The organism is Pseudomonas sp. GD04058 (assembly GCF_029836855.1).
Lineage (GTDB): Bacteria > Pseudomonadota > Gammaproteobacteria > Pseudomonadales > Pseudomonadaceae > Aquipseudomonas > Aquipseudomonas bharatica.
Window position 1 is genome coordinate 1 of record NZ_JAOECN010000058.1, and the last position, 23,470, is coordinate 23,470.

At 64.5% G+C, this 23,470-nt stretch carries 20 protein-coding genes; 7 read left to right on the forward strand and 13 right to left on the reverse strand.

Translation table 11 applies throughout. From position 1 onward, the window contains the following. Positions 1-16: 16 nt before the first annotated feature. The 11 genes from N7650_RS26330 to N7650_RS26380 all read right to left on the reverse strand — a co-directional run bounded on the left by N7650_RS26330 (position 17) and on the right by N7650_RS26380 (position 12,046). The gene (locus N7650_RS26330; RefSeq protein ID WP_009403143.1) at positions 17-196 is read right to left on the reverse strand and encodes a hypothetical protein; all 180 of its coding nucleotides are present in this window, start codon (positions 194-196) and stop codon (positions 17-19) included. A 117-nt stretch (positions 197-313) separates the two neighbouring features. Further along, complete coding sequence (locus tag N7650_RS26335) at positions 314-1,423, reverse strand: lactonase family protein (protein ID WP_279900679.1); 1,110 nt, start codon at positions 1,421-1,423, stop codon at positions 314-316. Further along, positions 1,389-1,682 (reverse strand): DUF5629 family protein, encoded by a 294-nt coding sequence (locus N7650_RS26340; RefSeq protein WP_009403141.1) that lies wholly within the window; start codon positions 1,680-1,682, stop codon positions 1,389-1,391. The genes N7650_RS26335 and N7650_RS26340 overlap by 35 nt, the downstream gene beginning before the upstream one ends. 107 nt (positions 1,683-1,789) lie before the next feature. Then, on the reverse strand, positions 1,790-4,165 hold the full coding sequence (locus tag N7650_RS26345; protein WP_009403140.1) for an RND family transporter: 2,376 nt from the start codon (positions 4,163-4,165) through the stop codon (positions 1,790-1,792). A 20-nt stretch (positions 4,166-4,185) separates the two neighbouring features. Next, a complete protein-coding gene (locus tag N7650_RS26350) occupies positions 4,186-5,166 on the reverse strand; it encodes a YCF48-related protein (protein WP_009403139.1) in 981 nt (326 codons plus the stop codon). 359 nt (positions 5,167-5,525) lie between these two features. Further along, positions 5,526-8,183, reverse strand: a complete 2,658-nt coding sequence (gene pepN, locus N7650_RS26355; protein WP_279900681.1) for an aminopeptidase N — start codon at positions 8,181-8,183, stop codon at positions 5,526-5,528. Positions 8,184-8,211: 28 nt separating this feature from the next. Then, positions 8,212-9,042, reverse strand: coding sequence for a DUF2797 domain-containing protein (locus N7650_RS26360; RefSeq protein WP_279900682.1), 831 nt, complete (start codon positions 9,040-9,042; stop codon positions 8,212-8,214). Continuing rightward, positions 9,039-9,299: a DUF1315 family protein gene (locus N7650_RS26365; protein WP_009403136.1), complete on the reverse strand. Its 261-nt coding sequence runs from the start codon at positions 9,297-9,299 to the stop codon at positions 9,039-9,041. The genes N7650_RS26360 and N7650_RS26365 overlap by 4 nt, the downstream gene beginning before the upstream one ends. Positions 9,300-9,312: 13 nt before the next feature. Further along, positions 9,313-10,188: a rhomboid family intramembrane serine protease gene (locus N7650_RS26370; RefSeq protein WP_279900683.1), complete on the reverse strand. Its 876-nt coding sequence runs from the start codon at positions 10,186-10,188 to the stop codon at positions 9,313-9,315. After that, the gene (locus tag N7650_RS26375) at positions 10,185-11,159 is read right to left on the reverse strand and encodes a metallophosphoesterase (RefSeq protein ID WP_279900702.1); all 975 of its coding nucleotides are present in this window, start codon (positions 11,157-11,159) and stop codon (positions 10,185-10,187) included. The genes N7650_RS26370 and N7650_RS26375 overlap by 4 nt, the downstream gene beginning before the upstream one ends. Further along, on the reverse strand, positions 11,156-12,046 hold the full coding sequence (locus tag N7650_RS26380; protein ID WP_009403133.1) for an NAD(+) kinase: 891 nt from the start codon (positions 12,044-12,046) through the stop codon (positions 11,156-11,158). The genes N7650_RS26375 and N7650_RS26380 overlap by 4 nt, the downstream gene beginning before the upstream one ends. Positions 12,047-12,161: 115 nt before the next feature. Here N7650_RS26380 and N7650_RS26385 point away from each other — a divergent pair, with 115 nt between their 5' ends. After that, on the forward strand, positions 12,162-13,112 hold the full coding sequence (locus N7650_RS26385) for a DUF1853 family protein (RefSeq protein WP_279900684.1): 951 nt from the start codon (positions 12,162-12,164) through the stop codon (positions 13,110-13,112). Positions 13,113-13,223: 111 nt separating this feature from the next. Further along, positions 13,224-13,772 carry a cytochrome b gene (locus tag N7650_RS26390; protein WP_279900693.1) on the forward strand — a complete coding sequence of 183 codons (549 nt, stop codon included), beginning with the start codon at positions 13,224-13,226 and terminating at the stop codon, positions 13,770-13,772. Here the strand turns inward: N7650_RS26390 and N7650_RS26395 are convergent. Beyond that, positions 13,769-14,641, reverse strand: a complete 873-nt coding sequence (locus tag N7650_RS26395; RefSeq protein ID WP_279900695.1) for a pyridoxal-phosphate dependent enzyme — start codon at positions 14,639-14,641, stop codon at positions 13,769-13,771. The two genes, N7650_RS26390 and N7650_RS26395, sit on opposite strands and share 4 nt — an antisense overlap. Before the next feature lie 280 nt (positions 14,642-14,921). Here N7650_RS26395 and N7650_RS26400 point away from each other — a divergent pair, with 280 nt between their 5' ends. From N7650_RS26400 to N7650_RS26410, 3 genes are read left to right on the forward strand one after another with little or no spacing between them, the layout of a single operon-like run. Continuing rightward, positions 14,922-15,929, forward strand: coding sequence for a T6SS effector BTH_I2691 family protein (locus N7650_RS26400; protein ID WP_279900696.1), 1,008 nt, complete (start codon positions 14,922-14,924; stop codon positions 15,927-15,929). A gap of 5 nt (positions 15,930-15,934) precedes the next feature. Further along, positions 15,935-18,139: a T6SS effector BTH_I2691 family protein gene (locus N7650_RS26405; RefSeq protein WP_279900697.1), complete on the forward strand. Its 2,205-nt coding sequence runs from the start codon at positions 15,935-15,937 to the stop codon at positions 18,137-18,139. Beyond that, positions 18,136-18,900: a DUF6708 domain-containing protein gene (locus N7650_RS26410; RefSeq protein ID WP_279900698.1), complete on the forward strand. Its 765-nt coding sequence runs from the start codon at positions 18,136-18,138 to the stop codon at positions 18,898-18,900. Before N7650_RS26405 ends, N7650_RS26410 begins: the two co-directional genes overlap by 4 nt. Before the next feature lie 187 nt (positions 18,901-19,087). On the opposite strand, the gene N7650_RS26415 is transcribed toward N7650_RS26410, so the two are convergent. After that, positions 19,088-21,124, reverse strand: coding sequence for an NADPH-dependent 2,4-dienoyl-CoA reductase (locus N7650_RS26415; RefSeq protein WP_279900700.1), 2,037 nt, complete (start codon positions 21,122-21,124; stop codon positions 19,088-19,090). A 183-nt stretch (positions 21,125-21,307) separates the two neighbouring features. Between N7650_RS26415 and N7650_RS26420 the strand changes: the two genes are divergently transcribed. Together N7650_RS26420 and N7650_RS26425 are read left to right on the forward strand one after the other, a co-directional pair. Then, the gene (locus N7650_RS26420) at positions 21,308-22,417 is read left to right on the forward strand and encodes a carbon-nitrogen hydrolase family protein (protein WP_009403126.1); all 1,110 of its coding nucleotides are present in this window, start codon (positions 21,308-21,310) and stop codon (positions 22,415-22,417) included. 4 nt (positions 22,418-22,421) lie between these two features. Next, positions 22,422-23,462: an AraC family transcriptional regulator gene (locus N7650_RS26425; RefSeq protein ID WP_279900701.1), complete on the forward strand. Its 1,041-nt coding sequence runs from the start codon at positions 22,422-22,424 to the stop codon at positions 23,460-23,462. The last annotated feature ends 8 nt before the right edge of the window (positions 23,463-23,470 follow it).

The following is a 23,470-nucleotide window of genomic DNA, read 5'->3' on the forward strand; positions in this document are numbered from 1 at the left end:
AAGAGCAACACAAAATTCAGTGCGAAGCCTTATGATCCAGCGCCGCATAGAAGTTGGCACTCTGGCGCAGGTACTCGCTGGTATAGCTGGGCGTCGCGGCCTTGCGCTGGCTGATCTCGACATGGGCATTGGCAGCCTGCACAACGGACGCGGAAATGGCGGATGCGGCGATTACGGGAAAGAGATTGAAGTTCATCGGTCTGGCCTCGGAGTCGTTGAGTTGAGAAGCCGTCTGGCTTGGTTCAAAACTACGCCCCGGGGCCTTCCGGGAAAAATTCATTGCGGCACTAACGATTATCGAGGCCGTCGATAGTCAGTCGAGGAACTTCACGTCCGACGGCGCCGGCTGGGCAAACCTCTGCACCACGTCGCCCAGCAGCCCGGTTGCCGGATCGCGGCGGATCACCACGATTTCATTGCTCTTCTGGTTGGTGACCAAAACGAAACCCTGCTGCGGATCCAGGGCGAATTCCCGCGGGTGATCCCCTTCCACCGAACGCCGCTGCACCAGGCTCAGCCCACCATCGAGCGGATCGATGGCGAACACCACCAGTTCGTTGGCCGTGCCGCGATTGCTGACGTAGAGAAAGCGCCCGTCCGCCGAAGCATGCAGGGCGCCGCCGGCCCTGACCGCGGGATCAGTATTGTCGGTAAGGGGGTGGGTGCCGCGCAGGGTCAGGTGCCCGTCCTGGTGATCGAATACCGCTACCGCCGCGCCCATCTCCAGGGTCAGCCAGGCATGCCGGCCATCGGCGCTGAACAGCAGGTGCCGCGGGCCGCTGCCGGGCGGCAAGGCCACCGCGCCCAGGGCCTGGAGCGGCTCGGCCTGGTCAGGTGCATAGCGGTAGGCGAAGACCTTGTCCGCGCCCAGATCACTGGCGAAGACGAAACGCCCGTCCGGCGACGACACCACCGAATGCACATGGGGCGTGGCCTGGCGCTCGGGATCGACCTTGCTGGCGGCATGCCGCAGGTGCTGCAACGGCTGGTCGAGCCTGCCGTCGGCGTGTACCGGCAGCACGCTGAGGCTGCCGCCTTCGGCATTGGAACCGCCATAGTTGGCGACGAACAGGAAACGCCCGTCCCGGCTCAGGCTGCTATGGGTCGGCTCGGCACCGTCGCTGCCGACCTGGTTCAGGGCTGTCAGCACATGCCCGGCATCCAGGCTGAACGCCGACACCTGCCCCGCCGCCGCCTCGTTGACCGCGAACAGTCGGCGCCCGTCGGCAGAGAGGGTCAGCCACGACGGATTGCCTGTTGCCATGACCTGCAGCGGCGCGGCCTCGATGCGGCCATCGCTGAAACGGTAGCGGTAAATGCCCTGGCTGGCGCCGTCGGTGTAACTGCCGACCAGCAATTCATGAGCGTGCGCCGTCATTCCCAGGCCACTAGCGAGCAGCAGGCTCATGACTGTCTTCTTCATCGTCTTCATCATCCTCCGGGGCCCGCAGGGCACCCATGCACACCAGGCGGTGTTCGCCGCTGTCGCTGTCGATCAGCCAGTCGCCGCCCTCGGCGCGAGCCGCCGCGACCTGCGCCGGGGTGAACACCCAGCGCTTGAGCGCACGGCCATCCATGCACTCGGCACGCAGGCCGCTGTCGTCGTGGACGAAGTCGAAACAATGCAGGCCGTCGATCAGCAGCATGTCGCAGGATTGCAGGGCATTGGCAAGGGTGGTCATCGGATGGCAGCCATGGTCTGGGGAAAAGGCGCAAATGATAGCCCAAATGCACCGGGGGCCAGACGTTGTGACGTCTGGCCCCCGGTGAGGTTCCTTCCAGTGATCGGTCAGTGGGCGAAGATCGAGCTGCCCTTCTGCCCGGCAAGTTTCTCCGGCTTGATCAGGAAACGCGCCAGGGCCGGCAGCAGCCACAGGGCACCGAACATGTTCCACAGGAGCATGAAGGTCAGCATCAGGCCCATGTCGGCCTGGAACTTGATGGCCGAGAAGATCCAGGTGCACACGCCGATGGCCAGGCACAGGCCGGTGAACAGCACGGCCTTACCGGTGGAGCGCAAGGTCTGGTAATAGGCTTCCTGCAGCGGCAGGCCGGCACGCAGGAAGCTTTCCAGGCGGCTGTAGATGTAGATCCCGTAGTCCACGCCGATGCCCACGCCCAGCGCCACCACCGGCAAGGTGGCGACCTTGACGCCGATGCCCATGAAGGCCATCAGTGCGTTGCCCAGCACCGAGGTCAGCACCAGCGGCAGGACGATGCACAGGGTCGCGGCGAAGGAACGGAAGGTGATCATGCACATCACGGCCACGCAGATGTACACCAGTACCAGGATGGTCAGCTCGGCCGACTTGATGACGTCGTTGGTAGCCGCCTCGATCCCGGCATTGCCCGCCGCCAGGAGGAATTCCAGGCCCTCGCGGTTGTGCTCGTCGGCAAAGGCCTTGACCGCCTTGACCACGCCATCCAGGGTTTCCGCCTTGTGGTCGTTGAGGAACACCAGCACAGGCGCCAGCGAGCAGTCACCGTTGTACAGGCCGTCGGCACGGGACACCGAGGAGTTCAGCACTTCAGGGTTGCGCGAAAGGCTTTCCCATTTCAGGTTGCCCTCGTTCATGCCCTTGATCATCTGCTTGGACACGGTCACCAGGGAAATCGCCGACTGCACGCCGGGGGTGTTCTCCATGGTCCACATCAGCTCGTCGATCGGCGCCATGGTGCCGTACACCGAGCAGCCTTCGGTCGGGGTCTTGACCATCACCACCAGCACGTCGGAACTGGTCGAGTAGTTGTCGATGATGAAGGCGTTGTCGTTGTTGTAGCGCGAATCCGGACGCAACTCCGGGGCGCCCTGGTCGAGGTCGCCGATCTTCAGGTTCTGGCTGTACCAGAGGCCGCCGCCGAAGGCCAGCAGGGCCAGGACGATGGACACCGGCGCTACCCTGGCGCTGGCGAAAGACGACAGCAGGCGCCAGAACGGGTGCTCGCGGGTCGCGTCCTTCTTGCTGCGCTCGATGGCCTTCTTGCTGATGCCGACATAGGAAATCGCTACCGGCAGCAGGATCAGGTTGGTGAAGACGATCACCGCCACACCGATGGATGCCCCGATGGCCAGCTCGCGGATCACCCCGATATCGATGATCAGCAGGGTGATGAAGCCCACGGCGTCGGCCAGGATGGCGATCATCCCCGGCAGGAATAGCTGGCGGAAGGTCCGTCGCGCGGCAGTCAGGGCGTTATCGGCATCGCTGGATTGCAGGGCGATGCCGTTGATCTTCTGCACCCCGTGGGAAATGCCGATGGCGAAGATCAGGAACGGCACCAGCATCGAGTACGGATCGATACCGAAGCCCACCACATGCATCAGGCCGAGCTGCCAGACCACCGCCACCAGCGTGGTGATCAGCACCGCGATGGTGCTGCGGATGCACCAGGTGAACCAGTACAGCAGGACCCAGGTGATAACGAAGGCGATGCCGAAGAAGCCCACCACCATCATCAGCCCGTCGATCAGGTCGCCGACCTTCTTGGCGAAGCCGACGATATGGATCTTAACGTTGGGGTTCTGCGCCTGGTACTTGTCGCGGATCTTCTCTTCCAACTGGTGGGAGAACTGCTGGTAGTCGAGCTTGATCTGCTTGCCCGGGTCCTGCGGGTCCGGGTAGGACTCCTGCAGCGGCACATCGACGATGCTGGACTTGAAGTTGTTCGCCACCAGGCGGCCGATCTGCCCGGACTTGAGCACGTTGTCACGCAGGGTATCGAGGCTCTGCGGCGAGCCGTCGTAGGTGTTGGGGATCACCTCGCCGCCGGAGAAGCCTTCCTCGGTCACTTCGGTCCAGCGCACCGCCGGGCTCCACAGCGACTTGAGCCCGGAGCGATCGACGCCGGGAATGTAGAAGACCTCGTCATGGATCTGCCGCAGCGTTTCCATGTAGTCCTTGTCGAAGATATCGCCGTTGACCGCTTCGACCGAGATGCGCACGGTGTTGCCGAGGTTTGCCAGGTCATTGCGGTGCTCGAGCATGTTCTGGATGAACGGGTGCTCCAGCGGGATCATCTTTTCGAAACTGGTGGACGGGCGGATCAGCGTGGCCTGCCAGAACAGGAACACGCTTACCAGCAGGCAGATGGCGATCACTGCCGGGCGGTTGTTGAAAATCAGGCGCTCGAGGGTGGTCGGCTTGTCCTGATGGTGCTGATTCATGCTGAACGACTCCCGAACGGTCATGGTTGCGCCCTCTCGGCACCGGTGGCGGTGGCATAGTGCGCGCCACCCTGCCCCACCAGGATCAGATTGCCGTCGGACAGGCCGCTGGCTCCAGCCAGGGCCAGGCGGTCGGGACGGTTGAAGACGCTGAAGGTCTGGCCATCGTCGCTGCTGCGCAGGACGGTGCCGCCATTGCCCACCAATACCAGACTGCCATCATCGAGAAGCGTAGCGCTTGCCAGGCCGAATTGAAGCGGACCGCGGGCAGCCTGCAAGCTGATCGGCTGCCAGGTACTGCCGAAATCGGTGGAACGGTACAGGTTGGCGCGCAGGCCATAGGCCAGCAGGGTATTGGCCTGGGCGGTGCCGATCACGCCGAAGAACGAGCCTTCATAGGGGCTTTCGAGCTTTTCCCAGGTCTGGCCGTCATCGCTGGAACGGTACAGGCTGCCCTGTTCGCCGACGATGACCAGGCCGGCGTCCTTGACCCGGGCGATGCCGTTCAGGTGCAGGCCGTCGGGGTTGTCCAGGCGGTCGCCGACGTCTTGCCAGTTCTGGCCGCCATCGGTGGTTTCGAGCATGGCGCCATAGGCACCGATGGCCAGGCCGTGCTGCGGGTTCTCGAACCATACGTCGAGCAGCGGCGCCTCGCGGGAAAGGTCTTCGTATTGCTTGCTCCAGGTCGCGCCGCCGTCGCTGCTGGCGAGGATCTGCGCGTCATGGCCGACGGCCCAGCCATGCTTGTCATCGACGAAGGTGACGGCGGTGAGCAACTGGCGGGTCGGCACCTTGGCCTGGGTCCAGGTTTTGCCCTGGTCGTCGGAGAAAAGGATATGACCGCGTTCGCCGACCATCACCAGTCGCGCGCCGGCGCGGGTCACGTCCAGCAAAAGGCCTTTGTCGGACTTGGCGGAAAGCGTGGACCAGACTTCCGCCTCCGGCGAGGCTGCGGCCTCGACCCTGTCTGCCTGGAAGCCCATGGCCAGCAGCACGGCCATGCCGGCTGCCAATGCCCATGGTCGAGCTCGCACCGTTGCGTGCTGCTGCGCTAGAAGAGGCTCGGTCATCGATCTGTCCCCCGGTTCTTGTTATGTGGGTGAATCCAGATGCAGGTACTGCGAAAAGCGTGTTCCAGAGCCCTGCAATAGCTGATGGCCATCCTAAGGGGGATTGCGAAGGGCTGACAACGAACGAGACGTTATCTTTTGTTATCGCCGGGAGACAGGCGGGAAATTTGATGGTGTGGCTGATGGCCCTATCGCTGGCAAGCCAGCTCCCACAGGATCGCATGCACCGCGGACCCTGTGGGAGCTGGCTTGCCAGCGATAGGGCCCGGTCTGACGACCGGGCTTTTGGATCAGGCGAGGCTCTTGCTCACCACTTCGAACACATCACTGGACAACTGCCCCGAATCGCGGATCCGTTGCAGCTCGCCCTTCATCAGGGCCTGGCGCGCGGCGTCGTACTTGCGCCAGCGGGTCAGCGGCGCCAGTTGCCGCGAGGCAATCTGCGGGTTGAGGGCGTTGAGCTCGATGACGATATCCGCCAGGAAGCGATAACCCGAGCCGTCCGCCGCGTGGAAGTTGACCAGGTTCTGCCCGGCGAAGGCACCGATCAGGGCACGCACCTTGTTCGGGTTCTTCATCGTGAACGCCGGATGCTCCATCAGCTTGCGGACCCGCGCCAGCCCGCCCGGCAGGGTGCTGGCGGCCTGGACACTGAACCATTGGTCCATGACCAGCGGGTTGTCCTTGAAGTGCTCGGCGAAGGCTTCCAGCGCCTTGGCCCGCTCGGCCTCGAATGGCGAGTTGACCAGCACCGCCAGGGCGGTCAGGCGTTCGGTCATGTTGTCGCAGGCGTCGAACTGTTCCAGCGTCGCCGCCAGCACTTCGGGCTTGCCGCTGAGCATCAGGTAGGACAGCACGATGTTCTGCAGGCTGCGCCGGGCGAAGTGCTCGGCCTCGGCCACGTAGGCGGTGTTGCGCGAAATCTCGCGGTTGGCCTGGTAGCGCGCCAGCAGCTTGTCGAACAGTTGCTCCGCCAGTTGCCTGCGGGCGAACTCGCGGGCGGCGTGGATGGCATCGACATCCGCCACTTCGCTGATCTCGGTGAGGTAGGCCTCGCTCGGCAGCGAGAGCATCTCGGCGACCATGGCCTGGTCCAGGCTGTCGTTGCCCAGCACGCTGTCCAGGGCGCTGACCAATCGCTGGTCCAGCACCAGGGTCTGGCCCTTCTGCTGCTGGCCGATCAGTTCCTGCAGCACCTGCACCGAGAGTTGCTGGCCGGCTTCCCAACGGTTGAAGCCATCGCTGTCGTGCTGCATGAGGAACATCAGCTGGTCGCGGTCGTAAGGGAACGACAGCTTGACCGGTGCACTGAAACCGCGCAGCAGCGACGGCAGCGGTTTGGCCGCGATATCGACGAAGATGAAGGTCTGCTCGGCCTCGATCACCGAGAGCACGCGGCTGGTGCCAACGGCAGCGTCTTCGCCTTGCAGGCGCAGCGGCAGGTCGTTGCCCTGGGCGTCGAGCAGGCCCAGTTCGACCGGGATCACGAACGGCAGCTTCTCGACCTTGTCCGGGGTTTGCGGGCAGCTCTGGCGGAAGGTCAGGCTGTAGGTACCGGCAGCGCCATCCCACGACTCGCTGACCGCCAGGCGCGGCGTGCCGGCCTGGCTGTACCAGCGCTTGAACTGGGTCAGGTCGACGCCGTTGGCGTCTTCCATGGCCTTGATGAAGTCGTCGCAGGTTACCGCCTGGCCGTCATGCCGTTCGAAGTACAGGTCGCTGCCCTTGCGGAAGCCCTCGGCGCCGAGCAGGGTACGGACCATGCGCACCACTTCCGAGCCCTTCTCGTAGACGGTCAGGGTGTAGAAGTTGGAGATCTCGATGAAGCTGTCCGGCCGCACCGCGTGGGCCATCGGCCCGGCATCCTCGGCGAACTGGTGGGTACGCAGGTAGGCGACGTCCTCGATGCGCTTGACCGTACGCGAGTTCACGTCGGCGCTGAATTCGGCATCGCGGAACACGGTGAAGCCTTCCTTGAGCGACAACTGGAACCAGTCGCGGCAGGTCACGCGGTTGCCCGACCAGTTGTGGAAGTATTCGTGGGCCACCACCGCCTCGACCCGCTGGTGCGCGGCGTCGGTGGCGGTTTCGGCGCGGGCCAGCACGCAGCTGGAGTTGAAGATGTTCAGGCCCTTGTTTTCCATGGCGCCCATGTTGAAGTCGTTGACCGCGACGATCATGAAGATGTCCAGGTCGTACTCGCGGCCGTAGACCTCTTCGTCCCAGCGCATGGACTTCTTCAGGCTGGTCATGGCGTGCTGGCACTTGTCGATGTTTTCCGGCTCGACATAGATGCGCAGGGTCACGTCGCGACCGGACTGGCGGGTGAACTTGTCTTCCACGCACCACAGGTCGCCGGCCACCAGGGCGAACAGGTAGGCAGGCTTCTTGAACGGATCTTCCCAGGTCGCCCAGTGCCGGCCATCTTCCTGCGGGCCGCTGCCCACCGGGTTGCCGTTGGACAGCAGGACCGGGTAGCGGTGCTGTTCGGCGATCACCGTGGTGGTGAACGCGCTCATCACGTCCGGGCGGTCGAGGTAGTAGGTGATCTTGCGGAAGCCCTCGGCCTCGCACTGGGTGCAGAACATGCCGCCGGACTTGTACAGGCCTTCCAGCGCGGTGTTGCTTTCCGGATGGATGCGCACGCTGGTGTCGAGGGTGAAGCGCTCGCTTTTCGGTTGCAGGGTCAGGTGGCTGTCGTCGAGCTGGTAGTCGCCCGCCGCCAGGGCCTGGTCGTCGAGGGCGACGCTCAGCAGCTCGAGCTGCTGGCCGTCCAGCACCAGCGGCGGCAGGCCGGCGCCACGCGCCGGGTTGCGGCGCATGACCAGCTGCGCGTGGACCAGGCTGTGGTCCTCGAACAGCTCGAAGGTCAGGTGGGTTTCGTCGATCAGGTACTCGGGCGCCTGATAGTCCTTGAGGTAGATCACTTGCGGCTGTTCGGTGCGCATGTGGCGGTCCTTTTTACTGATTCACGGCTTACTGATGCACGGCCAACTGGTAGGCCGTGTACTTGCGAATGTTGATCACGCCGGTGTCGAAGATCAGGTACTGGCCCTTGATCCCCAGCAGCGTGCCTTCGGCCACCGGGTTCTTGTCCAGGTTGAAGCTGACGATCTTGCCCGGATAGGCCTCGACCGGGTAGCGAATCTCCAGGACCTCGGCATCGACCAGCGGCTGGATCGCCTGCAGGCCGAAGCGCTCCTGCAAACCGCGGATGCCATCGGCGCAGCTGTCGAACAACTGGTCGCGCACGGCCACCAGGTCCAGCGCCTCGGCGTCGCCCTTGAGCAGCGTGCGCCAGTTGGTGCGGTCGGGCACCTGGCTGCGCAGCAGGTCTTCCACCAGGCCGGACTGCTGGCGGGTGGCGACCCGCAGGATCGGCAGGGCCTGGCTGGCGCCCTGGTCGAGCCAGCGGGTCGGCAACTGGCTGGCGCGGGTGATGCCGACCTTGATCCCCGAGGAGTTGGCCAGGTAGACCACGTGGTCGGTCATGCAGAACTGCTCGCCCCAGGACGGCTCGCGGCAGGTGCCGGCGTCGTAATGGCAGCGCTCGGGGCTCATGATGCACAGGTCGCATTGGGCGAGCCTGGTCATGCAGGGGTAGCAGTAGCCCTGGCTGAAGCTGGTCTTGGTGCGCTTGCCGCAGTGGCTGCAATGGATGGCGCCCAGGTATTCGAGGCGCACGGTCTGGCCGATCAGCGGGTTGACCGGTACTTCCAGTTCATCCAGGCGGAAGGCGTATTGCACGACCGGCGTCTCGAGACGCACGGCCATCTTGCGAATGGAACCACGGCCGAGTTCGATCAATGGATCGCATCCGACTTGAACAGGATGTTCGGCACGCTGATGGACTTCGAAGCGCACTCCTGCGGGCCCATGTAGCCGGTGCGCTGGTCTTCCGGAAGGTTCTGCATCTCCCAGGCGATCACCGCCTGCAGCGACAGCTCGCGCTGCTCGGCGGTGAGCTTGCGGCCATCGGCCCATTTGCCGATTTCCACGGCGAGCTTGAGGCTCTGGTAGATTTCCGGGGTGATGTTTTCGATCATTTGCGCAAAAGTGGACATAGCGTCTCCAAAGTCAAGCCGTCAGTTTACGCCGGGCCAGCGCCCCGCCCAAGAGCCCGCTAAGGCATCCGACCAACAGACCGCCGACATGGGCGCCGTTGGCGATGGCGCCGAAACCGATCACGGACATCACGCCGGTCAGGCACAGCACCAGCCAGGCCAGCATCATCACCAGCACGCCACGGGGCATGCGGTACAGCGGATGGGGGGCCAGGCGCTGGTAGATCCACAGGTGCCCGAGCAAGCCGTAGAGCACGCCGGACAGGCCACCGAATAGGGTCGGGCCGCTGAACAGGTATTGCACGACGTTGGACACCAGGGCGAACACCAGGGTCAGGCCGAGCAGGCTGAACGGGCCTTGGCGCCATTCGATGCGCCGCCCCAGCTCCCAGTACCACACGCCGTTCATGGCCAGGTGCAGCACGCTGAAGTGCAGGAGCATCGGGGTGAACAGGCGCCACCATTGGTGGGCCTGGAGGCTGGTGTCCAGCGGGGTGAAGTAGAGGTAGTCGCCCGCCACGCGAAAATCGAGGAAGGTCAGCCAGCGCAGGGTCGCGAGGTTTTCGCCGAGGCTGGTGAGGCCGGCGACGATCAGGCAGGCCAGCAGTACGAAGGCGGTGACCTTGCTGGTGCGCAACTGCTCGCCGAAGCCCGGACGGACCATGGCATCGGGCTGCGCGGTCAGGGGCAGGTCCTGGGTGTCGGCGTCGCCTTCCGGGTGCGCCTCGTACAGGCGACGGATTTCCTCGGCCCGCGCCTGATCGACCCAGAGCACCTGCTCGCCGTGCTCCTCGGTCACCCGGTGCGCCACCTGCAGGCGCCGGAGCATCTGGACGAAGCCGCTGAGGTCGACATTCAACGGCAGTTGCAGGATTGGAACCCCATTCATTGGCTGGCCTCCGGCCGTTCCACATCGACCCAGACGAACTTGTGCGGGTCGATCCGGGTTTCATCGTCGAGCCGGTAGGCCACCAGCTTGCCGTAAAGCACTGCACTGTAGTCCAGGCAGGCCAGGTTGGCGCGGATCGGCGCCGGCCTGCCACTGCGCCAGTAATGCCCGACGAACAGCAGCGGTTCGTCCTCGCCGTAGCGCAGCAGGGCATTCTTCTGGCTATGGGACAAGGGCGCGCGAGCCACCGCTTCGGGCAAGGCATCGGGCTGGAACACGATATCGCCGTAGGTCTGCGGGTCTTCTTCCCAGAACTTGGTGCGGAAGAAAGCCCGGGTCAGGCCGTCGCCGCCGGTCAGGGTCAGGCCGTCCGGCAGGCGCATGTCGGTGCCGCGCAGCAGGCGGTTGCAGGCCAGGTGGGCGAAGCTGTCGGGTTCGGCCGAGGCCTGGACGAATGCCTGGTCGATGCAGCCGTCGGGGTACTGCTGGCGCAGTGAATCGATCACCCGCCCGTCCCAGCAGGCATGCACCAGGCGGAAGCGCCCGGCATCGGCGAACAGCGGCAACTGGTAGAACCAGCCGAGGAAATCGTGCCAGTCGCCGGGATGCTGGGCGAACTGGGTCAGGGTTTCGTCGATCAGCCGGGCATGCCGTGGCGTGTGCTCGCGCACGAAGGTCTTGCCGCTGCCGGGTGGCGCCGGGGTGGTCCAGCCGAGGGCGTTGTACTCGTGGTTGCCCATGATGCAATGGGCCTGGCCGGCCTCGACCATGTCATGGACGATATGCAGGGCCTCGCGGATGCGCGGGCCACGGTCGATGATGTCGCCCAGGAACAGGGCCTGGCGCTGGGCGTGCCGCCACACCCCGCCGTGGCGCTTGTAGCCGAGGGCATCGAGCAGGCGTTCGAGGGTGTGGGCACAGCCATGAACATCGCCGATCAGGTCGAAACTGCGCGCGGGATCGAGCATCAGTCGCCTCCACCACCCAGGCGGCTGCCCCAGCCGAGCTTGGTCCGGCAGACCTCGTAATAGTTGTGGTCCAGCGGGTGAATGAGGCGCAGTTTCTGCGGTTTCTTGTTCACCGTGATGGTATCGCCGGGCGCGCAGGTGAAGTGGTTCTGGCCGTCGCAGGAGACTTGCGGGTAGATGGTCATGTCCTGGGATACGACGATCTTCAGTTCGCTGTTGCCGTCGACCACGATCGGCCGGCCGGACAGGGTATGCGGGTACATCGGCACGATGACGATGGCGTCCAGCTTGGGATGCATGATCGGCCCGCCGGCGGACAGGGCATAGGCGGTGGAGCCGGTCGGGGTGGCGACGATCAGGCCGTCGGCCTTCTGGCTGCAGACGAACTGGCCGTCGATGTAGATCTCGAACTCGATCATCCGCGTGGATTTGCCCGGGTGCAGGACCACATCGTTGAGGGCATCGCCCTGGCCGATGGCCTCGCCGTGGCGACGCACTTCGGCCTGCAGCAGGAAGCGGTTTTCCACCAGGTAATGGCCGTCCAGCACGTCAGCGACCTTCACTTCCAGTTCGTCCGGGCGAATGTCGGTGAGGAAGCCCAGGCTGCCGCGGTTGATACCCAGCACCGGGATGTTGTGCCGGGCCAGGGCGCGGGCGGCGCCGAGCAGGCTGCCGTCGCCGCCGACCACGATCACCAGGTCGCAGACTTCGCCGAGCAGCTTGCGCGAGGAGGTCTGCAGGCCGTGGCCGGGCAGGACCTCGGCGATGGTGTCCTCGAGGATGACGTGCAGATGCCGTTCCAGCAGGAATTTTTTCAGGCGGCGGATGGTATCGAGCACCTGGGAGCTGCCGAGGCGGCCGATGATACCGATATTGCGAAATTGCTCCATGGGGTTCCTGCTTGGCTAACGACGGTCAAAAGTACGCACGGTCAAAGGCCCGATTATGGGCCAGTGCCCTGCCCTGCGGCAAACGACGCCGGGCAAACGCGGCTATGCTCGCAGGATGAATCCATTCGCCGCCCTCCACGCCCTGCCCCGTCACCTGCGCCAGCCTGCGGTCCGCGACCTGGCCTGGGCGCTGTCGTCCGCCCCGTTGCTGGACCGCGCGCCATGGCCGCAACGCCATCCGTTGAGTGGCAGTGGCTGGGTGGATGACCCCGACAAACTGCGCCACTGGTTGCTGGGGCTGGAGCGCGATCCGGCGCTGCTGCTGGACTGGCTGGCGCGCTCGGCGAGCCGGCGCCTGGGCCTGTATTACGAACGGCTCTGGCAGTTCGCCCTGCACCAGGCACCGGGCGTTGAACTGCTGGCCGCCAACCTGCCGATCCGCCAGGGCGGGCACACCCTTGGCGAGCTGGATATCCTCCTGCGCGACCGCGAAGGCGTGCATCACCTGGAACTGGCGATCAAGTTCTATCTCGGGCCGGAACACGGGGACGGTGCCGACCCGGCGCACTGGCTGGGGCCCGGTTGCCATGACCGGCTGGATCGCAAGCTGGCGCACCTGGCCGAGCACCAGTTGCCCATCTCCGCGCGCCCGGAAAGCCGCGAGGCCCTGCAAGGCCTGGGGCTCGACCAGGTCCGGGCGCGGCTGTGGCTCGGCGGTTACCTGTTCTACCCCTGGCATGCCTCGGCCGGCTCGCCGCTGGGCGCAGATCCGCAGCATCTGCGCGGCCACTGGCTGCATCAGCGTGACTGGCGCGACTTTCATAGCGCCCACGGGCAAGGCCGCTGGCAACCGCTGCCACGCCAGGCCTGGCTCGGCCCGGCGCGGGTTGCGGCGGCGCAGGTGTGGAGCACGGGGCAATTGCGCGACTGGCTGGCCGCCCTCGACCCGCGCGCCCAGGCCCAACTGATGGTGCGCCTGGAGCCTGGGGAAGACGGCGACTGGCAGGAAGCCGAACGGGCCTTTCTGGTTGCCGAACAGTGGCCACACTTGACCCAGACGGCTTGACCCGGGCTTTTTTTCCTCGTTGTATCTGCCGTAGTAGCCCGAAGCTATCTACCCTGTAGGACAGCGCCACCAAGAGCGCCCATTCCGTGACCTGACGAGGAAGTGTTCTGTATGAGTCTGACCAATACCCGGGAGCGCTACGGCAGCCTGTCCGTGGCCTTGCACTGGTTGATGCTGGTATTGCTGGCGGCGGTGTACGCCTGCATCGAGTTTCGCGGGATCTTTCCCAAGGACAGCCCGGAACGGGAACTGATGAAAACCCTGCACTTCATGCTCGGCCTGACCGTGTTCCTGCTGGTCTGGCTGCGCCTGTTCCTCAAGGTGACGCGGCCGACGCCACGTATCGTCCCTGCCCCGCCCGCCTGGCAGACCGGCCTGTCGCACCTGGTGCACTGGGCGCTGTATGCCCTGATGATCGGCCTGCCGCTGGCCGGCTGGGTGATTCTCAGCGCCGCCGACAAGCCGATTCCCTTCTACGGTTTCGACCTGCCAGCACTGGTGCAGCCGGACAAGGACCTGGCGCGCACAGTCAAGGGCTGGCACGAATGGTTCGCCACCCTCGGCTACTGGCTGATCGGCCTGCATGCCGTGGCCGGGCTGTATCACCACTATGTGCGCAAGGACAACACCCTGGTGCGGATGCTGCCCGGCAAGGACTAAGCGAAACCACGGCGGCCCTGGAGGCCGCCGGTGTGGACGAAGATCAGCCGGGTGCCTGGTTCGAAGCACCCGGCTTTTTCTTTAAGGGCCAGGAGGGCCTTGCCGGTGTAGACCGGCTCCAGCGGGATGCCGGATTCCCGCTCGCAGGCGTCGATGAAGGCCAGCAGCTCGGGATCGACCTTGGCAAAGCCGCCGCGGCTGGCGTCGTGAAGGTGATAGCCGGTCAGGGCCGACAGGTTCTGTTCCACGCCATACCCCCTGGGTACCGCCAGTGCGCCATGCACAGGATGGGCAGCCGCTTCCGCCTGCACCAGCCCGGCCAAGGTAGTGCCGGTTCCTGCGGCCAGCCACCAGGCGTCGTAATCGTCCCAACCGATGTTCGCCAACTGCGCCCGCGCCTGTTCGACGATCAGCGCGCAGCCCTTCTCGCCCAGCTCACCGCCACCGCCTTCCGGGATGCAGTGCCAGCCGGGGTACCGTGCTTGCCAGGGCGCCCAGAACCCGGGCTCGTTGCGCGCGCGATAGCCGCCGTAGCCGAGCCAGTGCAGGTGCATGCCGAAGGCCTGGAGATCGCGGATGGTCGGGGTGTCCTGGGGATTGCCGCGCAGCAGGCCGGCAGTCTTGAAGCCGAAACGCTGGCCGGCAGCGGCCAGGGCGTGGAGGTGATTGGAGTGGTTGCCGCCGAGGCTGATCAGCCCGGAGGCCTGGTTTTGTCGGGCGATGCGCAGGTGTTCGAGAAGCTTGAACCACTTGTTGCCGCTGACCAGCGGGTCGATCCGGTCGAGGCGGAGGATGGCGGCGTCGATCCCGGACTCGTGGAGCCAGGATAGGGACAGGCGTTGCAGGGGTGCTTGAGGGAGATTGAGCATGTCGCCGATTCTACAGGTGCCCTGTTGGCCTGTGGTGGACCCGACAACGACTTCGAGGGTCAACCCACGCTGAAATTTAAGGGGTTTCAGTCAATTGGTTAGGAATTTTCCTATATCTCAGGCCGCTGTTCGCCATGCAGGATTTTCCGGAATCATTTCCAGGGAAGCCCCCGGGGGTCAGCGGCCAGCCAACAGATGGCCCTGCACCTTGGTGAGCCTTTATCCAAATGCGCTCCGACGCTGAGTCTGGTAGTCGGAACACCGTTGCAGGGACTCTCGCATGCATTTCGACACCAACTGCAAGCCCGAACTCACGCTGGATGCCTGCATCGAGCAAGCCAACCCGATCCCTAACGAACGCTGCAAGACCTGCCAGCGCTGGGGCCTGCCCATCCTGCCGCTGCGCGCCGCCTACGCCCCCGAGCCCTGGCAAACCCAGGCGCGGCCGGTGTCCCACGGCTCCGACGTCAAGGCCGTGCGCATGGTCCTCGGTCAGCCGCGCATCCTGCGCCGGGGCTTTCTCTATGTGCTGCTCGACCACAAGTACTGGCAGGCGTACCAGATCACTCCCGAAGGCGTATTGCGCCAATTCCCGGCGTTTGAGGTCCCGCGCCAGGAGCCGGTGCCGTTGAGCAGGATCTGCTTCCAGCAGGACCACGACATTCCCGCCTCCTTCATCAACATCAATTTCCACAGGTACTCCACCGCCTGGCTGGCCATCGCCAACGACCCCTGGCCCGAGGAAGTGCTGTACGCCTACCAGCGCGGTGGCGTGGTCGACGGCCTGAACCTCGACGAGCGCTTCCACAAGCTCGACCTCAAGACCGCCCGCGAAGACCCAGCCAGCGTCGGCATCGCCATGACCGAAACCGACCTGCAGATGCACCAGGTCCTTGAATATGCCCAGTCCATGACCGACGACTTCCACAGCGTGCACGGCTACTATCCGCGCAATCACCGGCTGCGTGCATTGGCAGCACATGTGCGCACCGTGAGCAAGGAATACCAGCTAGCCAATGGCGTACTGGCCCTGGTACTGCCCGATCCCATCGGCATGGTCCAGGAGCTGAATGCCCAGCGTGTGTTGCGCTATCAGGCCATGGAGGAATGGAGTGCCGAACCGCAACGGTGTTTCGAACACTTCACCTCCCAGACGTTGCTTGGTATTCGTCAGTTCCAGGTCAACAAGGCGCATGCCCGTGCGATCGAAGAGGCCGAGGCAGCCGTCAAGCACCGGGAGGACTACAACGCTATCGCCGAGAAGCCCCGGGGTACCCTGCCTACATGACACCCATGCCGGTCCTCGATCTGGAGCAGGAGAAGGAGCGCCTGAGCACCGAGGCAATCGCCGATGCCCGTGAACGGCTCGACGACCGCTATGACGAAAAGGCCCGCAAGACATTCCAGGACCACTACGACAAGACCCTGGCGGCCTGGCAGAAGATCGTCGACGACGTCGCCGAGCTCTATGTCAGCCATCACAACAGCGCGGCGTTCCGCTTGGCCGCGCTCAACGACTACATCTCCGGGATCAAGGAATCGCATGATGGCTGTATCCGCATGTTGGCGATGTGTTATGCCGGCGGAGTGACCGAGCCCATCGCCGCTAACCAGTTCGGTGCAACGCGAAGCCTCTGGCTGGAGCAACTGGAAGATCAGGACAGCCTGTTCCACAAGGCGATGCGAGCCCTCGACAGGACGGGGCTTGAACAATTTGCCGACGATCTGGCCGGAGACGAGCAGACACGGGTCTTCCACGGTGCCAAGACCTTTGCCGGCGGCGTGAAAGCCGACGAGTTCGTGGGCGAGGGGGTGCAAACAGCTGTCGGCCAGTTGCTCGGCGCTGCCGGCACTGCCAGCAATGCACTCGGGGAGCAGCTGTCGGAAAAGAGCAGAGCACTGCTGTTGGAACTGCACCGGAAGATCTGGCTGCGCTATTACGGCGTCGAGGCCACCCGGATCACCGTATCCCTCAAGGTGGGCGAGTACCTCACGCTGCTCAACGAAGTGCTCTACGAGGGTGTCGAGCGGTTTGCCAGCAAAGTCGACCAGCAATTCCGCAAGCCGGCCGAGCGCAAGGTGCGGGCCATGCTGCTGAGCAACTACATTGCCCCGGCACTGGGCAGCAACCACGCCAGGCTGATCGATATCGTCGTCTGGACGACGGAAAGCGCCGAAAGCCTCAAGGCCCGCCTGGAAACGCTGAGCGGTGGTCTAGGCGACGGCCTCGACGATGCCCTGCGCAACGTCAGCGTCAGCGTCAGCATCGGCAGCGCTGCCCTCAAGACCGGCATGAAGGACCTGGCCCATCACCTCAGCCTCACTGCCGAGGACGCCCGCCTGCTGGCCGGCGAATCGATGCGCAGGATGCGCAATGCCGTGAGTTTCAACGGGACTGGTGCGGCCAACCTGGGGATGTCCGTGGGCAGCCTGTACTTCCAGCAGGACGCACTGCGCCGAAGCTACCAGAACATGCTCAAGACGATTGGCGACGAGCACGACGAGGCGGTGGCGGCGGTGCTGTCGGCGTCGGTTGGGGTGATGGGGGCGGGGGTCGAGATTGTTGGTGGGGTTATTCAGACGTTTCGGCCGGATTTAAAGGTTTCGATTCGTTCTGCAGGGCAGGTGGTGCCGGTTGAGTTGGGGGGGCGGATTCTGCAATTCGGCGGGGCGATTGTGTCGGTGGCTAGTGTGTTTGAGGGGTTGCAGTATGCGCTTGCGGCTGGGCGGACGCACAAGGCTGGGGATCGAGCTGCGAGGAACGCTTATGGAGGCGCGGGTATTATGGCAGCCGGTTCAGCGCTGGTTGGAGTCTGGGGATCGGTGGGAGGTGCATCGGTGCTGCTCGGCCCGCTTGCATTCGCTGTTCTTTTTGGTTTTGTTGCTTTCGGACTTGCGGTATGGGCCAAAGGGCTGGAGTCGCACCCTCTGGAGTTTTGGGCGCGACATTCGCTGTGGGGGCTACCTGTTGAGCACCGGCGCTGGCTGGAATCGCACGAAATGGATACAACAATCGCTGCTCTGAATGCGGCGCTGCTGGGCTTAATCGTGCAGCTTGACGTGACCCATCGGCTCCAAATGCGAGGCAAGGAGGTGTTAGGCCCAGACGGAACTATGGACTATAAGATCGTCCTGCCAGGCTATGACGTTGAAGCTTCACGCTATGAATGGGCATTGTGGGCGTACCGGCAGCGAGAAGTGCCGGGGCAGATCATCGCTAGTGGGCGGACCGATGGCACGAATGGCCCATTGCCCGCTCCGACATCATGGAAGCAGCCGGGTTACGTACCTGCAACGACAGCCCCAGTGATTCAGCACGATGCCGAGTCAGAAACACTTGAGATCAGGGGCTCCATTGAGTTCTTGCCGCCTCTTGATTTTCACGCTCTGGAGCTTGAGGTTTCCTACTGGCCAGATAAGAGCGATGAATCCGGGGTCGCTCGGCTGATCGTGAAGGAAGACAAAATTGATGGCAAACGAGGATGGGGGTTCTTATGAGCAGCCCCAAACTTGTCCCCCCCTGTTCTGGCTGGCAAGAAGATCTGCCGCACCCTGATGATCCGGCTGTCGTAGTTTCAGCACTCGGATTCGCTAATCCCAACTATCAGGATCATGTTTTTCTGGAGCTACCGCGTGCTTCAGCTCTTGCAAGAGGATGGTTGATCTTTTTTGCACCAGTTATGAGTGTCTATGTGGCCGTTTTCTCCTGGTTTTTCTTGTCAGACTGGCGGGTTGTGCGCATTGAAGAGTGGGTAGTTTTTATCTCCTCCATGATGGTTGGAGTTTGGTCACTCGTGTTCTGTATAAAGGTCGAAACGTCCCCTCCCAGGGATCAACCCCTCCGTTTCAACCGCGTCCGCCAACGCCTCTACGCCTACAACTTCAACTACCGCTGGTGGAACCCCTTCGAACGCTGGCGGGTGGAGCCAGTCACCTACGACTGGTCACAAGTCCGGGCCGAACGCTGGCTGAAGCGCGGCGCAACGGGAAATGGAGTGGTCATCAAAGGTGGCGTGGTGCTCTCCATCGTCAAACCGGGCACCAACGAAGTCATCGACCGCTTCCCCCTGACCACCATGGGCGCCGACCAGCATGCCTGGGCCTATGTCTGCACCTACATGCAGCAAGGCCCCGATGCGCTACCACCTCCTGGCCCGGCGAAGGATCACAACGATGTGGGCATGAACATCGCCCTGCTCTTGGCGCCAAAGGTGCAATGGCCTGCGGATATGGATCTGGAATCGAGGACTGCGCCATAAGCGGCGTTCTTCATCTCAGTGCAGGAGTCGCCAGCTGAGCGAGAAGGAAAAGCCAAACATGGCACAGCTCCCAAAGACCTGGATGTGGGAGCTGCCTTGTCGGACCGTCGAACCGCAGCGATAGCTATGGTGAATTCACTACAGCTATCGCTGGCAAGCCAGCTCCCACAGGGGGACGCAGTGCTATTTAGAGTTCAGCAGCCAGCCGCGAACCCTGGTTGATCGCCCGCTTGGCATCCAGCTCCGCCGCCACATCCGCACCACCGATCAGATGCACCGACTGCCCCGCGGCCACCAGCGCATCCTGCAACTCGCGCAGCGGATCCTGGCCCGCGCAGATCACCACGTTGTCCACCGCCAGCACCTGCGCCTCGCCCTCACCGATGCGGATATGCAGCCCGGCATCGTCGATCCCCAGGTATTCGACGCTGTTGAGCATCTGCACGCGCTTGTTCTTCAGCCCGGTGCGGTGAATCCAGCCGGTGGTCTTGCCCAGGCCGTCGCCGACCTTGGTTTTCTTGCGCTGCAACAGGTACACCTCGCGCGCCGGCGCATGAGGCTCGGCCTTGATGCCAGCGACGCCACCGCGGGCCTCGAGCGCCACGTCGATGCCCCATTCCTTCCAGAACGCCGCGCGGTCCTGGCTGGTGGCGACCCCTTCGTGCACGAGGAACTCGGACACGTCGAAGCCGATTCCGCCCGCGCCCACCACCGCTACCTTGCGGCCCACCGGCTTGCGCTCCAGCAGTACGTCCAGGTAGGTCAGCACCTTGGCGTGGTCGATGCCCGGGATCGCCGGCAGACGCGGCACGATACCGGTGGCCAGGATGATCTCGTCATAGCCGCCGGCCGCCAGTTGCGCGGCATCGACGCGGCTGTTCAGGCATACCTCGACGCCGGTGGTTTCCAGCTTGCGACCGAAGTAGCGCAGGGTCTCGTAGAACTCTTCCTTGCCCGGTACGCGCTTGGCCACATTGAACTGCCCGCCGATCTGCCCGGCGGCATCGAACAGCACCACCTGGTGCCCGCGCTCGGCCGCCACGGTTGCCGCCGCCAGGCCGGCAGGGCCGGCGCCGACCACGGCGATGCGCTTGACCTTGGTCACCGGGATGTAGTTGAGCTCGGTTTCATGACAGGCGCGCGGATTGACCAGGCAACTGGTCAGCTTGCCGCCGAAGGTGTGGTCCAGGCAGGCCTGGTTGCAGCCGATGCAGGTGTTGATTTCGTCGGCACGGCCCTCGGCCGCCTTGTTGACGAACTCCGGGTCGGCAAGGAACGGCCGGGCCATCGAGACCATGTCGGCATCGCCCTCGGCCAGCACCTGCTCGGCGACTTCCGGGGTGTTGATGCGGTTGGTGGTGATCAGCGGGATCTTCACCGCGCCGCGCAGCTTGGCCGTGACCTTGCTGAACGCCGCCCGCGGCACCTTGGTGGCGATGGTCGGGATGCGCGCCTCGTGCCAGCCGATCCCGGTGTTGATCAGGGTCGCCCCGGCCTTTTCGATGGCCTGGGCCAGTTGCACGATTTCTTCCCAATTGCTGCCGCCTTCCACCAGGTCGAGCATCGACAGGCGGAAGATGATGATGAAGTTCGGCCCGACCGCCTCACGCACACGGCGGACGATCTCTACCGCCAGGCGCATGCGGTTCTCGTAGCTGCCACCCCAGCGGTCGGTGCGCTGGTTGGTGTGGGCGGCGAGGAACTGGTTGATGAAGTAGCCTTCCGAACCCATGATCTCGACACCGTCGTAGCCGGCACTTTGCGCGAGTTGCGCGCAGGTGACGAAATCGGCGATCTGCTTCTCGATGCCCTCCTCGTCCAGTTCCTTGGGCTTGAACGGGTTGATCGGCGCCTGGATGGCGCTTGGCGCCACCTGCTTCGGGCTGTAGGCATAGCGCCCGGCGTGGAGGATCTGCAGGCAGATCTTGCCGCCGGCCTCGTGCACGGCGCGGGTGACGATCCGGTGTTTTTCCGCCTCTTCAGGCGTGGTCAGCTTGGCCGCGCCGGAGTACACCCCGCCTTCCACGTTCGGGCCGATGCCGCCGGTCACCATCAGGCCCACGCCGCCCCGGGCACGCTCGGCGAAATAGGCGGCCATGCGCTCGAAGCCGTCGGGGCGTTCTTCCAGGCCGGTGTGCATCGAGCCCATCAGGGTACGGTTGCGCAGGGTGGTAAAGCCAAGGTCCAGGGGGGCGAGCAGGTGCGGGTACTGGGCGGCGGTCATGATGATCTCCACAGCGAATCACGGAATGCGGGAACCTCGCAAGCGGGCCCCGTCGATTGGTCTGGAGTCGACATTAAAGCGCCCCCCGCCGTCGCTCAATGACCGAAAATGACAAGTTATTGATCCAAACGCACCAGGGCGATTACCCTTGGTGGCGAATTCCTTGCCGGCCTTGTCCGCTTCATGCGCAAACTTCTTTCAGGCGCCCTGGCGCTTGTTCTCCTGGCCGCCTTCGGTGGCTACATGCTCTGGGCCGAGCAGCGCCCGGAGGGTCATTACCTGTCCGACCTGCGCGTCGAACTGGCGCTGGACCAGGGCATCCCCAGCGGCCAGGGCAACCTGCTCGGCATCGAGCCGACCCTCTACCCCGGCGACTACCAGAACCTCACCCGCCTGCACCGCAAGCTCGCCGCATACCTCGAGCAGGCGCGGGTCAAGGGCCTGGTCAACGAACGTACCGTGGTCATCCTGCCGGAACATATCGGCACCTGGCTCTGGGCCCGTGGCGAAAAGCGCGAGATGTATCAGGTCACCCGCCTGCGCGAAGCGTACCAGTGGCTGGAACTGAGCAACCCGCTGCGCTACGGCCTGGCGATGTACAGCGCCACCGGTGACGACCGCCGCAGCGACGCGCACCTGCGCATGAAGGCCGGGCAGATGGCAGCGGATTACCAGAAGCTGTTCGGCGACCTGGCCCGGGAGTTCGGCGTGACCCTGGTGGCGGGGTCCATCGTCCTGCCCGAGCCCTGGCTCGATCACGGCGTGCTGCGCACCGGCTCCGGCGCCCTGTACAACGCCAGCCTGGTGTTTTCCGGCACGGGTGCGGTGCTCGGCCAGGTCCATCGCCAGCAATATCCCGACAGCAACGTACGGCGCTTCATCGAACCGGGCACAGGCCAGGCGCCGCAGGTGGTGGATACCCCGGCGGGACGCCTTGGCGTGCTGATCGGCAGCGATGCCTGGTACCCGTCGAACTATCAACGCCTGGCCGTGCAGAACGCGCAGATCATCGCCAACCCGGCCTTCGTCGGCAGCTGGGAAGGGCCGTGGCGCGGTAACCGGCACCAGGAGCGGGCCTCGGAACTGGACCTGCAACCCGGCGAAACCAGCGAGGAACAGGCCTGGTATCACCTCAGCGAAACCGCGGTACCGGCCGGTATCGCCAGCATGAGCGTGTTCCTGCGCGGGCAGTTCTGGGAGGTTCGTGGCGAAGGCCTGGGCTTCGCCAACCTCAATGCCCTCTACCACGCCAGCGCCAGTCACGGCGCCCGCCTGCTCAACCTGTGGCTGTAGGCCGATGAACCGGCCACGGGTGCGGCTCGGGGATCTGTCGGTGGGTTTCATCCAGAGCCTGGAACGGGCGCTGGGCGAGCTCGGCCATGACCCGCGCCCCCTGCTCGAGCGCTATGGCCTGACCCCGGCGCGGCTGGCCGAGGCCGGCGGGCGCTTGTCGATCCCGCGCTTCATGCACCTGGGCCATGCCGCCATCGAGCAAAGCCGGGAGCCGGCCCTGGGCCTGTGCATGGGGCGCCATAGCCGCCTGGGCCAGCTCGGGCTGGCCGGGATTACCGCCGCCCAGGCGCCGACCCTGGGCGAAGCGGCGCGCACGCTGCTGCGCTTCGAGCCCTTGTACGCCGCCAATTACCGCGGCCAGTCCAGCTTCGAGGAAGACAGCCAGGGCGCCTGGCTGCGTTTCTATTCCATCAGCCCGTACAACGCCTATAACCGCTTCGTGGTCGACTCGGTGCTGTCCGGCTGGCTGGCGCAACTGTCGGACCTGGCGGGCCAGGCAGTGCAGGCCGAGCACATGGAAATCGAATTTGACAGCCCGCCCTACGCCGAGCGCTACCAGGCGCTGAGCCTGGCCCCGGTGCAGTTCGGCGCGCAGAACAACCAGTTGCGTCTCGCCCGCGCCACCCTCGGGCTGCACAACCCGGCGCATTGCCCCAGCACCTGGCAGCACCTGTTGCAGCTGTGCGAACAGGAACTGCTGGAGCGCACCCGTATTCGCAGCCTGGGCGAACGCATCGCCCATCTGCTCGGCCCATTGCTCAATGGCGGCCGCGAGCCGGACCTGGAGGAAGTCGCGCGACGCCTGCAACTGCCGACCTGGACCCTGCGCCGCAAACTGGCCGAGGAAGGCACGCAGTTTCGCGCCATCCTCAACGACACACGGCGGGACCTGGCGATGAGTTACATCCGCGATACCGAGCTGGCGTTCGGCGAGATCGCGTATTTGCTGGGGTTCGCTTCGGCGGAGGCATTCCAGCGGGCGTTCAAGCGCTGGAGCGGGGTGACACCGGGGGAGTTCAGGCGTAGCCAACGAAGAGGCGAATAACGCGGTCC

Excerpts from the sequence above, each read along its gene's own strand:
- N7650_RS26330 (WP_009403143.1), bottom strand. The coding sequence starts at position 196 with ATGAACTTCAATCTCTTTCCCGTAATCGCCGCATCCGCCATTTCCGCG.
- N7650_RS26335 (WP_279900679.1), bottom strand. The coding sequence starts at position 1,423 with ATGAAGAAGACAGTCATGAGCCTGCTGCTCGCTAGTGGCCTGGGAATG.
- N7650_RS26340 (WP_009403141.1), bottom strand. The coding sequence starts at position 1,682 with ATGACCACCCTTGCCAATGCCCTGCAATCCTGCGACATGCTGCTGATC.
- N7650_RS26345 (WP_009403140.1), bottom strand. The coding sequence starts at position 4,165 with ATGAATCAGCACCATCAGGACAAGCCGACCACCCTCGAGCGCCTGATT.
- N7650_RS26350 (WP_009403139.1), bottom strand. The coding sequence starts at position 5,166 with ATGGCCGTGCTGCTGGCCATGGGCTTCCAGGCAGACAGGGTCGAGGCC.
- pepN (WP_279900681.1), bottom strand. The coding sequence starts at position 8,183 with ATGCGCACCGAACAGCCGCAAGTGATCTACCTCAAGGACTATCAGGCG.
- N7650_RS26365 (WP_009403136.1), bottom strand. The coding sequence starts at position 9,299 with ATGTCCACTTTTGCGCAAATGATCGAAAACATCACCCCGGAAATCTAC.
- N7650_RS26370 (WP_279900683.1), bottom strand. The coding sequence starts at position 10,188 with ATGAATGGGGTTCCAATCCTGCAACTGCCGTTGAATGTCGACCTCAGC.
- N7650_RS26380 (WP_009403133.1), bottom strand. The coding sequence starts at position 12,046 with ATGGAGCAATTTCGCAATATCGGTATCATCGGCCGCCTCGGCAGCTCC.
- N7650_RS26385 (WP_279900684.1), top strand. The coding sequence starts at position 12,162 with ATGAATCCATTCGCCGCCCTCCACGCCCTGCCCCGTCACCTGCGCCAG.
- N7650_RS26390 (WP_279900693.1), top strand. The coding sequence starts at position 13,224 with ATGAGTCTGACCAATACCCGGGAGCGCTACGGCAGCCTGTCCGTGGCC.
- N7650_RS26395 (WP_279900695.1), bottom strand. The coding sequence starts at position 14,641 with ATGCTCAATCTCCCTCAAGCACCCCTGCAACGCCTGTCCCTATCCTGG.
- N7650_RS26400 (WP_279900696.1), top strand. The coding sequence starts at position 14,922 with ATGCATTTCGACACCAACTGCAAGCCCGAACTCACGCTGGATGCCTGC.
- N7650_RS26405 (WP_279900697.1), top strand. The coding sequence starts at position 15,935 with ATGCCGGTCCTCGATCTGGAGCAGGAGAAGGAGCGCCTGAGCACCGAG.
- N7650_RS26410 (WP_279900698.1), top strand. The coding sequence starts at position 18,136 with ATGAGCAGCCCCAAACTTGTCCCCCCCTGTTCTGGCTGGCAAGAAGAT.
- N7650_RS26415 (WP_279900700.1), bottom strand. The coding sequence starts at position 21,124 with ATGACCGCCGCCCAGTACCCGCACCTGCTCGCCCCCCTGGACCTTGGC.
- N7650_RS26420 (WP_009403126.1), top strand. The coding sequence starts at position 21,308 with ATGCGCAAACTTCTTTCAGGCGCCCTGGCGCTTGTTCTCCTGGCCGCC.
- N7650_RS26425 (WP_279900701.1), top strand. The coding sequence starts at position 22,422 with ATGAACCGGCCACGGGTGCGGCTCGGGGATCTGTCGGTGGGTTTCATC.